Origin of the sequence: Rhodococcus sp. NPDC057297 (genome assembly GCF_042667435.1) — a bacterium.
In the GTDB taxonomy this organism is placed as follows: Bacteria; Actinomycetota; Actinomycetes; order Mycobacteriales; family Mycobacteriaceae; genus Rhodococcoides.
This window is the reverse complement of the sequence record NZ_JBHUZE010000013.1, coordinates 47,491-59,121: the sequence shown is the minus strand read 5'-3', so window position 1 is coordinate 59,121 and position 11,631 is coordinate 47,491. Positions and strand designations below refer to the sequence as shown.

12 protein-coding genes and 1 pseudogene are annotated in these 11,631 nt (G+C 65.1%); 9 read left to right on the top strand and 4 right to left on the bottom strand.

Features of this window, described 5'->3' with window-relative positions:
- Positions 1–192 (top strand): annotated as a pseudogene (locus tag ACFULT_RS26180) (hypothetical protein); the annotation flags it as partial.
- On the opposite strand, the gene ACFULT_RS26175 reads toward ACFULT_RS26180, so the two are convergent.
- On the bottom strand, positions 181–1,335 hold the full coding sequence (locus tag ACFULT_RS26175) for a lipase family alpha/beta hydrolase (protein ID WP_378482948.1): 1,155 nt from the start codon (positions 1,333–1,335) through the stop codon (positions 181–183). The pseudogene ACFULT_RS26180 and the gene ACFULT_RS26175 overlap by 12 nt on opposite strands.
- Positions 1,336–1,515: 180 nt before the next feature.
- A complete protein-coding gene (locus tag ACFULT_RS26170) occupies positions 1,516–2,283 on the bottom strand; it encodes a PIG-L family deacetylase (protein WP_037112708.1) in 768 nt (255 codons plus the stop codon).
- Positions 2,284–2,482: 199 nt separating this feature from the next.
- Between ACFULT_RS26170 and ACFULT_RS26165 the strand changes: the two genes are divergently transcribed.
- Together ACFULT_RS26165 and ACFULT_RS26160 are read left to right on the top strand one after the other, a co-directional pair.
- Positions 2,483–2,767 (top strand): DUF1490 family protein, encoded by a 285-nt coding sequence (locus ACFULT_RS26165; protein WP_019667971.1) that lies wholly within the window; start codon positions 2,483–2,485, stop codon positions 2,765–2,767.
- A gap of 83 nt (positions 2,768–2,850) precedes the next feature.
- The gene (locus ACFULT_RS26160) at positions 2,851–5,019 is read left to right on the top strand and encodes a cation-translocating P-type ATPase (RefSeq protein WP_176460094.1); all 2,169 of its coding nucleotides are present in this window, start codon (positions 2,851–2,853) and stop codon (positions 5,017–5,019) included.
- 28 nt (positions 5,020–5,047) lie between these two features.
- On the opposite strand, the gene ACFULT_RS26155 is transcribed toward ACFULT_RS26160, so the two are convergent.
- A complete protein-coding gene (locus tag ACFULT_RS26155) occupies positions 5,048–5,344 on the bottom strand; it encodes a protealysin inhibitor emfourin (RefSeq protein WP_019667969.1) in 297 nt (98 codons plus the stop codon).
- A 17-nt stretch (positions 5,345–5,361) separates the two neighbouring features.
- On the bottom strand, positions 5,362–6,549 hold the full coding sequence (locus tag ACFULT_RS26150; protein ID WP_378482943.1) for a M4 family metallopeptidase: 1,188 nt from the start codon (positions 6,547–6,549) through the stop codon (positions 5,362–5,364).
- Between the two features lie 148 nt (positions 6,550–6,697).
- On the opposite strand from ACFULT_RS26150, the gene ACFULT_RS26145 reads away from it, so the two are divergent.
- The 6 genes from ACFULT_RS26145 (at position 6,698) to ACFULT_RS26120 (ending at position 11,617) form a co-directional block, all read left to right on the top strand.
- Positions 6,698–8,359 carry an FAD-binding dehydrogenase gene (locus ACFULT_RS26145; RefSeq protein ID WP_378482947.1) on the top strand — a complete coding sequence of 554 codons (1,662 nt, stop codon included), beginning with the start codon at positions 6,698–6,700 and terminating at the stop codon, positions 8,357–8,359.
- Positions 8,360–8,497: 138 nt separating this feature from the next.
- Positions 8,498–8,902 (top strand): nitroreductase family deazaflavin-dependent oxidoreductase, encoded by a 405-nt coding sequence (locus ACFULT_RS26140; protein ID WP_378482942.1) that lies wholly within the window; start codon positions 8,498–8,500, stop codon positions 8,900–8,902.
- A gap of 49 nt (positions 8,903–8,951) precedes the next feature.
- Complete coding sequence (locus ACFULT_RS26135) at positions 8,952–9,569, top strand: CDP-alcohol phosphatidyltransferase family protein (protein WP_378482941.1); 618 nt, start codon at positions 8,952–8,954, stop codon at positions 9,567–9,569.
- 43 nt (positions 9,570–9,612) lie between these two features.
- Positions 9,613–10,404 (top strand): DUF881 domain-containing protein, encoded by a 792-nt coding sequence (locus ACFULT_RS26130; RefSeq protein ID WP_378482946.1) that lies wholly within the window; start codon positions 9,613–9,615, stop codon positions 10,402–10,404.
- A gap of 131 nt (positions 10,405–10,535) precedes the next feature.
- A complete protein-coding gene (locus tag ACFULT_RS26125) occupies positions 10,536–10,850 on the top strand; it encodes a small basic family protein (protein ID WP_378482945.1) in 315 nt (104 codons plus the stop codon).
- 8 nt (positions 10,851–10,858) lie between these two features.
- Entirely contained in the window at positions 10,859–11,617 is a 759-nt protein-coding gene (locus ACFULT_RS26120) for a DUF881 domain-containing protein (protein WP_378482944.1), read from the top strand.
- Positions 11,618–11,631 lie beyond the last annotated feature (14 nt).

Genomic DNA, 11,631 nt, shown 5'->3' with positions numbered 1-11,631 from the left:
CCGGGCATCGTCGAACAGACGCCGGTGTCCTACGCGGGCTCGGATTTCGAACGTGACACTCTCGCCGTGATCTACGGCGGGGCAACGGGAACCGCCCCCGAGGACGTTCCTCCCTGGGTCACATCAGCGACAGCACCTGCCCTCCGAGGCGCCGAAGTCCGGATGAGTGCAGCCGGAAACTCACCGCGGTGACACCTCACCCCGCTCGGTGGGGTCGGGTCCGGCCGAGGACTTCCACGCGCGCGAACTGCTGGCGTCGACCATCGGCACGACCCGCGTCGTGATCGCCGAGTTGTACATGTCGGCGGCCTGACGCGGATTGGCGTGGCCGGTACCCGGCATTCGGACCACGCGAAGGTTTCCGTCGGGCCCTCCCGATCGCTCGAACAGAATGCGTTGGGAATAGTCGACGTCGACCACGGTGTCCGCCGCCCCGTCCGGCGGACGCAAGAACACGATCGCCGGTGCGGTCTTGCCGTCGACTTCGTCCGACAACGCGTCGAGGTTGTCCAGAGCACCCGAGGCGACAATTGTCTTGAACTGCGATTCGATGAAACCGTTGCTGGCCGCCGACGGATTCAACACCTTGTCGCGCATCACTTCGTCGAACGCCGAAGCAGCCTCCCCCCACTCGATATGCGGGAGCCACGACGACTGCCTGTCCACGAACCTGTTCTGTCGCGCAGCCATCTCGACGATCGTCCGTAGCGATCGGCTCTCACGCGCCCCCGGTAACCATCCGATCCACCGCAGCAAGTCCTCGCCCGCGTCTCGACTGGCCTCTCGAACAGCGTGCAAGTCGACCGGTGTGCAATCGAGCACGACACCCCCCACGGTCTTGTCGGAGTCCTCGTACAGATGCTGCGCAGCCTCGAGTGCGACGACTCCACCCATGCTGTGTCCGACGAGAACGATGTTGCTCACTCCCACAGCAGTTGCGCGTCTGTCGATGAGGTCGCTGATCACCCGCGTGTCGAGGCCACGATTGTCGTACCGAACGGACCAGACCCGGCCGAGGTCCGCCAACGCAGGCAGAGTCGCCGCCGTGGGCGCCGCATCGAGATTACCCAAGCCGACCAGGTCCACGACAGCCGTCGTGGCGTCCGCAGGATCACGTGGCCCGTAGATCTCGTCGATGCTCGGGCGGGTGTCGGCGAGGCGCCGTTGCTCCGGCGCGACATCGACACGCCAGTACACACCGAACAGGAGGAGCAATGGAATCGACGCGAGCGACACGCGAAGCAGGCACCGACGCGTTCTCCCCAGTACTCGCCACTCGCGTCCCCATCGAGTCTCGATCAACCGCGCCTTCCGGCGCTCGTCGTCCCAGTCCACGGGAAGAATCTCCGGTTCGTTTCTCGACCGACGCCCCCACGTCGAGTCCTGATCAGATACATCGTCCACCGTACGCGCCGATGTCCCGACCGCACCCGGTCCAAGAACGCGGTCGACTCGATACCCGATGCGCTGCAGAGTGATTCGACTGTCGACGCGGTGTGCTGCTACGACGGAATCCTAACTAGGCAGGAACGGATCCCTCGTGGGGTCGACCCCGACGGGCGCTCGATGAACGAACCACTCGGTACCGAGCGCTTCCCGACGAGTCGCAACGTCCATGTTCGCGAACTGCGACGCACCACCACCGCGTTCGATCTCGGAACGGTGTTGGCTGAACGCCGACCACTTGGTGTCGAACCAGGCGCTGACGTCGATCGCCAGGTCGACGTCACTGTCGGCAATGCCGGGGACTCCTGGCCCGGGGGCCGGGGCCGCCGTCCCGAACAGGGTCTGCCACTTCGACTCGATGGCGGTTCGAGGAAAAGTCGCGAAGCACAGATGGGCCGGACGCCACGGCTCGCCGGCCTCGGGAAACAGCTGCTCGTAACCGGACGCCTCGAACGCAGCCAGTGTCACCCTGTGCGCGTGAACATGATCCGGATGCCCGTAAGACCCGAATCCGTCGTAGGTGACCACGATGTCGGGCCGAAACGATCGTATGTGCGCAACCAGTTTGCCGACCGCCTCGTCGAACGGCGCAGCGCAGAAGAGAACACCGCCTGACAGGGCGTTGTCGGTGTAGCCGAGCAAGCGAGGTTCACCAGCACCCAGAATCTCGAGAGAACGGCGCAGTTCCTCGACACGTTCCTCGCCGTCACGCCACGTACACGTCACCACGGCTGTGCGTGCACCCGCCGCAGCGCTTCGCGCCAGAATCCCGCCGGTGAACAGTGCCTCGTCGTCGGGATGAGCGTGAACGCACAGGACACTGGGAACGCTGGGCACATCCGAAGAATATCCCCACCCGTCCGGTGCGCGTCCCCGACCGAGAATGTCGGCCGACAGATCACAACACCGCGAAGCGCCGCTTGTGCACGATCCAGTCCGCAGGGTATCCCCGCATGCGTCGATGCGCACGTTCGCACACGAGAAACGCCAGCACACGGGTGGGACAGCACGCCTACGCCGGTCATATAGTGAACGAATGGCATTCCAGATACTTCTGTCGAAGGCACTGACCACCGTCGTCACGGGAGCAGTCGGCGTCGCGGCGTACAACGGCGCAAGAACCTTGATCGCGAAAGCACCCATCAGGGGAGCGGCTGTGACCGCAACCGAGTGGGGCCTTCGCGGTGTGCGCAAGGCCGAGGAGGGTGCCGAGTCGGCACGTCTGCAGGTATCGGACGTCGTCGCCGAGGCCAAGGAACGACTCGGGGAAGAAGTTCCGCCGCCCGCTGTCGGCGAGACCGGTCACGGACACAGCCACTGACCGTGGCGACCGAATCCGACGTCATCGACTTCGCCCCGAACCGGGCGGGCAACAGCACATCGGCAGCAACGTCGTCGGCTGACATTCGTGTGCTGTCCGACGCGGCAGGACGAATCAGATTGGACGTTCCCTGGCTCCGTTCGAGCCCGGGCCGGGCAGTGGCAATCGAGAACGCCCTCGACAAAGTGGTCGGTGTCCGTGCAGCGCATGCATATCCGCGTACCGGCTCCGTCGTGGTGTGGGTGTCTCGTACTCGGGTCGACCGCTATGCCGTGATCGCCGCGGTCCAGGAGGGCAAGTCGACGGCTCGGTCCGCCGTGCCGGACCGCACACCACGGTCCGCCGACATCGCCAGCGCCGAAGTTCTCCGCATGGCCGTCGGCGGCGCCGCGCTGGTTCTGCTGGGCATCCGTCGCTACGGACTCGGACGTCCACCGATTCTGGGTCCCACCAGTCGGCTCGTGGCCACGGGAGCCACCGTCTTCACCGGATACCCGTTCCTGAAGGGTGCCCTCCGGTCGATCACGGGGAACAAGGGCGCAGGCACCGACGCTCTGGTGTCGGCCGCGACCGTAGCCAGCTTGGTTCTGCGCGAGAACGTCGTCGCACTGACCGTCCTCTGGTTGCTCAACATCGGTGAGTATCTGCAGGAGTTGACCCTTCGGCGGACCAGACGCGCCATTGCCGACCTCCTCGGCGGGACTCAGGACACCGCATGGATACGGTTGGCCGACGGCAGTGAGATCTCCGTCGACACCGAGTCCTTGACCGTCGGCGACGAGGTCGTCGTGTACGACCACGTGGCATCCCCGGTCGACGGCATCGTCGTCGACGGTGAATCCATCGTCGATCAATCGGCCATCACCGGAGAAACGCTGCCCGTGTCCGTCGTTCCGGGCGCACGCATTCACGCCGGATCGGTCGTCGTACGCGGACGCCTCGTCGTACGCGCCACTGCCGTCGGCAAGGACACCGCAATCGGCCGCATCATCTCGCGGGTGGAAGAAGCTCAGGAAGATCGAGCACCGATTCAGACCGTCGGCGAGAACTTCTCGCGGCGCTTCGTGCCGACGTCCTTCCTGCTCTCGGCTCTCACGCTGATCGTCACACGGGATGTGCGGCGCGCCATGACAATGCTGCTCGTTGCGTGTCCCTGTGCAGTCGGTCTGTCCACACCCACCGCTATCAGTGCGGCCATCGGAAACGGTGCCCGCCGCGGCATCCTCATCAAGGGCGGGTCGCACCTCGAACTTGCCGGCCGCGTCGACGCTGTCGTGTTCGACAAGACCGGCACGCTCACAGTCGGCCGACCGGTTGTGACCAATGTAGTTGCCTTCGCCGACGATTGGCTCCCGGAACAGGTCCTGGCGTACGCCGCGAGCTCCGAGATCCACTCACGACATCCTCTGGCCGAAGCCGTCATTCGCTCCACCGAAGAGCGTCACATCGAAATTCCTCCACACGAAGAATGCGAGGTGCTCGTCGGACTGGGAATGAGGACATGGGCCGACGGACGGACCTTGCTTCTCGGAAGTCCGTCCCTGCTCAGGAGCGAGAACGTCGAGGTGTCCGAAGACGCCGCATCGTGGGTGAAGAAACTGCAGCGCCAAGCCGAAACGCCGCTTCTGCTCGCGGTCGACGGAACCCTCGTCGGGCTTATCAGTCTGCGCGACGAAGTCCGCCCCGAAGCGCTGAACGTGCTGACTCGGCTGCGCGCAGACGGCGTCGAACGCATCATCATGCTGACCGGCGACCACCAGGACACCGCAGCTGCAGTCGCTGCGGAACTCGGTATCACCGAGTGGCGAGCAGAGGTCATGCCGGAGGACAAACTGACGGTCGTTCACGATCTTCAGCAGCAAGGTCACATCGTGGCAATGGTGGGAGACGGGACCAACGATGCGCCTGCACTGGCGGCCGCCGACATCGGCATCGCGATGGGTCTCGCCGGAACCGACGTCGCCGTGGAAACTGCCGATGTTGCACTGGCCAGCGACGATCTGAATCGCCTCCTGGACGTTCGTGACCTCGGCGGACACGCAGTCGACGTGATCCAGCAGAACTACGGCATGTCCATCGCGGTGAACGCGGTCGGATTGCTCGTCAGTGCTGCCGGCGGATTGTCACCGGTCCTGGCCGCGATACTGCACAACGCATCGTCCGTCGCCGTCGTGGCCAACAGCTCCAGGCTGATCACCTACCGGATGGATCCCCCGGGGTCGACGGGCCGGGTAGCGCGCCCGGCCACCTGAACCTCACCGGCTGCCCGAACTGAGACAATCAGGGTGTCCGACCCTCGCGCAGCGTGCGTTGCGCGAGGGTGCGGAGCGCCCCGGTGATCGACGAATCACCCAGACGGCACGTCGTGTCGTCCACCGACACAGTCCATTCGAACGCGTCCCGACGCCTCGACGCGCTCCCGGATCGGTCTTCGGTGGACGTGAGCATCGGCCGTGCCTGTTCGACGAGTTCCTGCCACTCGCGCACCGATGCGTCGTCGTCCAGCACATCGGTGTCGATCTGTGCTCGGCGAGTGAGGCCGGCCACGCCACCTACACGAACGACTTCGATGAACATGCCACCGTCCTCACGTCTCAGACTCGACGCGTGGACGACTCCGCCGGTTCCTGCGCGTCCACGACCACTCCCACGGTAGCCCAACCTGCGGCAACGGCCCGGTGAACATCGGACTCGGCGCCGTAACGCGTGACTGCCGCAGACACCGTGGCTGCTGCGAACCCTTCGAAATCGACGGTCGACGGCAACGACGAATCGGTGGCGACGTCGAACCACACCTGCCCCGCCCTGTCCCACGCCGGTCCGCCGAGCGCCCTGGCTGCAGACGCGAATGCGCGGTTGGGGATGGACGAGTTGATGTGGACACCTCCGTTGTCTGCCGTGGTCTCGACGTACCCGTCCATGTCCTTCGGTTGAGGGTCTCGCCCGAGGATGTCGTCGTCGTAGGCCGTGCCAGGGTCGATCATCGACCGAAGCGCCCGTCCCTCGACCGCAGGGAGAAACAGACCCTCTCCCACGAGCCACGATGCAGTCTTCGCGTCCTGCTTCGACGAATACTGTTCCACGAGAACGCCGAACACGTCCGACAGAGACTCGTTGAGCGCGCCCGCTTGTCCGACGTACTCGAGCGCGGAAGTGTACTGAGTGAAACCGTGCGTCAGTTCATGGGCGATGACGCTGAGCGAGGCAGTGAACCGGCCGAACACTTCGCCGTCCCCGTCTCCGAACACCATTCGCTCGCCATCCCAGAACGCGTTGTCGTAGTCGCGGTCGAAATGCACGGTGGCGGAGAGGGGGAGGCCCTTTCCATCGAGACTTTCGTAGCCGTACACCTCCCGAAAGAAGGCGAACGTGGTGCCGAGGCCGTCGTAGGCCTCGTCGACCGAGACGTCCCCGGAGGCGGGCTCACCCTCGGACCTGACGAGGCGGCCGGGTAGCGCGTCACGGTTCTGCGCATCGTGGATCGACCGAACCGGACCCTCGGCAGCTGCGGCCGAGGAGGCGCGAACGGGGGACCGCAGGGGAGAACGTCCACGCGCGAGCTGACGGTCGATGGCGAGGGTGCGTGCCGCGCTCGACGACGCATGGTCTGCCACCACTCCCTGGCCGCGGCCGGACGACGCGCTCTCCGCGATCCGCTCCAGCAGGAACGGCGGTACGACCGTTCGCAGCTGCGAGGACGGGAAAGTGCCTGAGCCGAAGACGTTTCGGTTGAAGGGTGAACCAGAACCGGATTCCGAGGACGAGTTGGATTCGATTGCCACACGAGCACCTTCCAGTCGAGTTCCGTAGACACTAGACGACGGCTACGACATCGTGTGGTCGCGCGATCCGACGGCCGGGTTAGAGTCGAGGCCGACATCGAAGTGATCGCCGACACAGGTGAGCATCCAGGACTCGGGGGCAACAGTGGTGAACGGAACCGCCAAATCGACACGCACCGCCGATGCGATAGTCGTCGGGGGTGGACTGGCAGGCCTCGTTGCCGCAGCCGAACTGGTCGACAAAGGAAAACGCGTGATCCTGGTCGATCAGGAAAACGAAGCCAACCTGGGCGGACAGGCTTACTGGTCCTTCGGCGGCCTGTTCTTCGTCGACAGTCCCGAGCAGCGGCGGCTCGGAATCAAGGACTCCTACGACCTCGCTCTCCAGGACTGGATGGGTACTGCGGGCTTCGACAGGGAAGAGGATGCGTGGCCGCGGCGGTGGGCTCAGGCGTACGTGGAGTTCGCCGCAGGCGAAAAGCGTAGCTGGCTGCGACAGCGAGGGTTGAAGATATTCCCGCTCGTCGGCTGGGCCGAACGAGGTGGCTACGGGCCGGAAGGCCACGGCAATTCCGTACCGAGATTCCACATCACGTGGGGGACCGGGCCCGCTCTCGTCGACATGTTCGCCGCCACAGTGCGCGAGGGTGCCGGTCGAGGATTGGTCGACTTCGCGTTCCGACACCGCGTCGACGAGATTCTCGTGAGCGACGGTGTGGCGACGGGAGTCCGAGGATCGGTGTTGGAGCCGTCGGACGTCGCTCGAGGCGTTCCGTCGTCGCGGCTCTCGGTCGGCGAGTTCGAGTTCACTGCCGGTGCAATCGTCGTGACCTCCGGTGGGATAGGCGCGAACTGGGATCTGGTCAAAAAGAACTGGCCGGCGCGCCTCGGCAACCCACCGCAGCACATGTTGACGGGCGTTCCCGCGCACGTGGACGGTCGGATGCTCGAGATCAGCCGTCGTGCGGGAGCCAGCCTCATCAACTCCGACCGGATGTGGCACTACACGGAAGGAATCACCAACTACGACTCGGTGTGGCCGAACCACGGAATCAGGATCCTGCCCGGGCCGTCGTCGTTGTGGCTCGACGCGACCGGCAAGCAGCTCCCCGCGCCGCTATTTCCCGGGTTCGACACGCTCGGCACCCTCGAACACATCGTCCGTACCGGATGCGACTACTCGTGGTTCGTGCTCGATCAGAAGATCATCGAGAAGGAGTTCGGGCTCTCGGGCCAGGAACAGAATCCCGACCTGACGGGCCGGAGCGTGCGCAAGCTGCTCGAGCGCGTTCGGCCCGGTGCGCCCGGTCCCGTGGAAGCGTTCAAGCGTCGCGGAGTGGACTTCGTGGTCGCGGACTCCGTGCGTGAGCTGGTCGCGGGCATGAACAAGATCGGATCGGTCGATCTGGACGCGGACGCCATCGAGGCCACATTGATCGCCCGAGACAGAGAGATGGTCAACGGTTTCAGCAAGGACCTGTCGGTGTCGGTCATTCATGCTGCACGCAAGTACAAAGGCGACAAGGTCGCCCGCATAGCAAGTCCGCATCGACTCCTGGATCCGGCGTCGGGCCCGTTGATCGCGGTCAAGCTGCACTTGCTCACGAGGAAAACCCTCGGCGGACTCGAAACCGATCTCGATTCACGGGTGTTGCGCACCGACGGAACGCCGTTCGACGGATTGTTCGCGGCCGGCGAGGTCGCCGGCTTCGGCGGCGGCGGTGTCCACGGATACCGTTCGCTGGAAGGCACATTCCTCGGCGGCTGCATCTTCTCGGGCCGCGCGGCCGGACGCGCCGCTGCACGGTGACGTCGACCGTCCGCCCCGCGGTAGGACTGTGCGAACGGAGTTTCCGGCATCGACTCCGGCGGTAGGGTAGTCACACTGGACAGCGGACGCGGTGGCGGCGGATCACCGTGGACGACAGCAGCGACGTCAGGAGAACCGATGCCGGATTTCAACGATCAGGTCGTTGCGGAGTTCCGTGCCAATCACGGTAAGGTCGGTGGCCCCTTCGAGGGCGCGCCGCTGCTGTTGCTACATACCGTCGGCGCGAAAATCGGTGCGGACAGGCTCAGCCCTCTCATGTACCTTCCCGACGGTGATCGGTACGTCATCTTCGCCTCCAAGGCAGGGGCGGACACCAACCCGGCGTGGTACCACAACATTCTCGCCAACCCGGCCGCACGAATCGAGGTGGGAGACGACACGTTCGATGTCGTGGCCCAGGAAATCCGAGGCGACGAACGCGACACCCTGTACCGGAAGCAGGCGGAGCTGTACTCGGGATTCGCCGATTACGAGAAGAAGACCACGCGCGTCATACCGGTGGTTGCGCTTTCGGCATCGTGATCGCACGTTCACCTGCACACGCGGTCGACAGCGGGAACGGAAGTAACCGGTGAGCACCGACAACGAGGGCGGAGTCCTGAGCGACCGCGTGCTCACGCTCCCCAACGCCCTGAGCGTGATCCGGCTGTTGCTGATTCCGCTGTTCCTTTATCTTCTGTTGGGTCCGCAATCCGACGGATGGGCTCTCGCCGTGCTGTTGGCCAGCGGTGCCACCGACTGGCTCGACGGCAAACTAGCCCGTGTTCTGGACCAATCGTCACGGCTCGGCGCGATGCTCGACCCGCTCGTCGACCGTCTCTCGGTCGTCACGGCCCTGGCTGCCTTCGTCGTGCGCGGGATCATTCCGTGGTGGGTCGCGGTGATTCTCGTCGGCCGGGATCTGGTGCTCGCAGGCACCATGTTCATCTATCGCCGACGAGGTCTGCCGCCACCCGAGGTGATCTATCTGGGCAAAGCCGCCACCTTCGTCATCATGATCACCCTGCCGGTGCTGCTCGCGTCGACAGGGGAGTCCCCAGTCGCGGACCTGCTGTGGCCTGTCGGCGCGGCACTGCTCGTCTGGGGGACCGCGCTGTACGTGTGGACTGGCGGCCTGTACGTGTACAAAGCCGCATTGGTCGCGAGGCACACGGCGCCACCCACACGTGAGGAAACACGCAGTGCGTGAACCGGTTTCTCGAAACCCAGTTCCGTCACTGCTCCGCTCGCTGATGTCCGAGCACCTCGACCCCGGTTACGCCGCAGCGGCGGCGTCCCGGCGCGAATCGACCCGCGACGGCAAAGACATCGCGATGCTGGTGCTCGGTGCCGTACTGGTCGGTTGCGTGTTCGGCATCGCGCTGTCCCAAGTTCTCGACACCTCCGGTGGCGAGTCTCGGCAGGACACCCTCCACCGTGTCCGGGACGCCGAATCGCGCGCAGCGGACCTCGATTCCATCCGACAGGACCTCAGCGCGCAGGTGGACCGCGCACGCGCCGACGCACTCAGGAACGACGATCGCGGCGCAGCAGTCCTCACCGATCTGCGCGCGCTCGAAGTAGCCGCAGGCGCCGACAGTGCGACGGGACCCGGAATAGTGGTGACCGTCGCCGAACCGCCCGCACCGTCGGACCTGTCCGACGTGTCCGTTCCCGTTCGAGGTTCATCGGATTCAGCCGTGCTGGACCGAGATCTCCAGACAGTGGTGAATTCGCTGTGGGTCAGCGGAGCCGAAGCAATCGCCGTCGACGACGTTCGGATCGGTCCGGGAGTCACGATCCGCCAAGCAGGTGGTGCCATGCTCGTGGACAACCGGCCGGTGTTCTCGCCTTACACGGTCACTGCGATCGGGTCGCCGACGCGCCTGGAGGCACAGTTCTCGGTCAGTGATGCATACCTACGTATGGCCGGTCTCGCCCAGCTCTATCGAATCGGTTTCGAGATACGCTCCTCGGACTCTCTGAGCGTGCCCCCCGCAGTCGTGCGTGCAGTCGGCACATCCGGACAGGAAGCAGGACGTTGAGCGACCACGAGCAGGCCGCGAATCATCGCGCGGACAAAAAGGACACAGGCAATTCGACCACCGTCGAAGACCGTGATCGGCGGCGTTCTCCGAGCCGAGGGTCCGGACTGCTGGTGTTGGCGGCGGTAGCGATGGTCGTGGGAATCGTCATCGGGTCGGTGTCCGGCCCGGAGGTCCCCGTCGGCGTCGCACCGTACCTTCCGATCGCTGTCGTTGCCGCACTCGATGCGGTGTTCGGCGGCGTACGTGCGTTTCTCGACGGAATCTTCGACGCCAAGGTCTTCGTCGTGTCCTTCGTGTTCAACGTCCTCGTCGCGGGGCTGATCGTCTGGCTCGGTGACCAACTGGGCGTGGGTACGCAACTGTCGACTGCCATCGTCGTCGTACTGGGCATCAGAATCTTCGGCAACGCCGCAGCTCTCCGTCGACGACTGTTCGGCGCGTGAGCGAGCGAATGAACAGCCGGTCCGCACAGGCTTCCGACGGACGGCACAGATTCCGACGGAAGGGCTCGTCCCGCGCGTTCGGCGCCCTCGCCGTCCTGTTGATGGCGGTTCTGGGAATAGGGATCGTGGTGCAGGTCAGGGAGACGGACAGCGGTGATGCACTCGATGCTGCCCGACCGGCGGACCTCCTGGTCGTCCTCGACAACGTCGGTAGGCGAGAGGCCGCGCTGCGCAGCGAAATCGCCGAGTTGCAGACCACACTGTCTGCGCTGCAGCAGTCCGACGGCGGATCGGGCGCTGCCCTCGCCGAGGCGCAGGACCGGCTTGCGTCGTTGTCCATTCAGGTCGGCACCGTTGCGGCCACCGGTCCGGGAGTCACCGTCACCGTGACAGATCCGGACACGGGGGTCGGATCCGAAGTTCTGCTCGACGCGCTGCAGGAACTGCGGGCGGCGGGAGCGGAAGCTGTGCAGCTCTCCGGCGGTGGACAGCCGCCCATCCGCATCGGCGTCGATTCGTGGATCGCGGGCAAACCGGGTGGTGTGATCGTCGACGGTCGACCCACGACCGCGCCCTTCGTGTTCTCCGCAATCGGTGACCCGGCGACACTGGCCGCAGCGCTCGACATCCCCGGCGGTGTCGTGGACACGGTGTCTCGCTTCGGCGGACGGTGCGACATAGCTCAGTCTCCGCAGGTGAGTGTCTCCGCCTTGCGGGATCTGCGGTCACCTCAATACTCTCAGCCCGGAAACCAGCCGGGAAACTAGTGTGGACGTCGGTG

Excerpts from the sequence above, each read along its gene's own strand:
- ACFULT_RS26125 (WP_378482945.1), top strand. The coding sequence starts at position 10,536 with ATGGTCGTGGGAATCGTCATCGGGTCGGTGTCCGGCCCGGAGGTCCCC.
- ACFULT_RS26155 (WP_019667969.1), bottom strand. The coding sequence starts at position 5,344 with ATGTTCATCGAAGTCGTTCGTGTAGGTGGCGTGGCCGGCCTCACTCGC.
- ACFULT_RS26140 (WP_378482942.1), top strand. The coding sequence starts at position 8,498 with ATGCCGGATTTCAACGATCAGGTCGTTGCGGAGTTCCGTGCCAATCAC.
- ACFULT_RS26130 (WP_378482946.1), top strand. The coding sequence starts at position 9,613 with ATGTCCGAGCACCTCGACCCCGGTTACGCCGCAGCGGCGGCGTCCCGG.
- ACFULT_RS26165 (WP_019667971.1), top strand. The coding sequence starts at position 2,483 with ATGGCATTCCAGATACTTCTGTCGAAGGCACTGACCACCGTCGTCACG.
- ACFULT_RS26120 (WP_378482944.1), top strand. The coding sequence starts at position 10,859 with ATGAACAGCCGGTCCGCACAGGCTTCCGACGGACGGCACAGATTCCGA.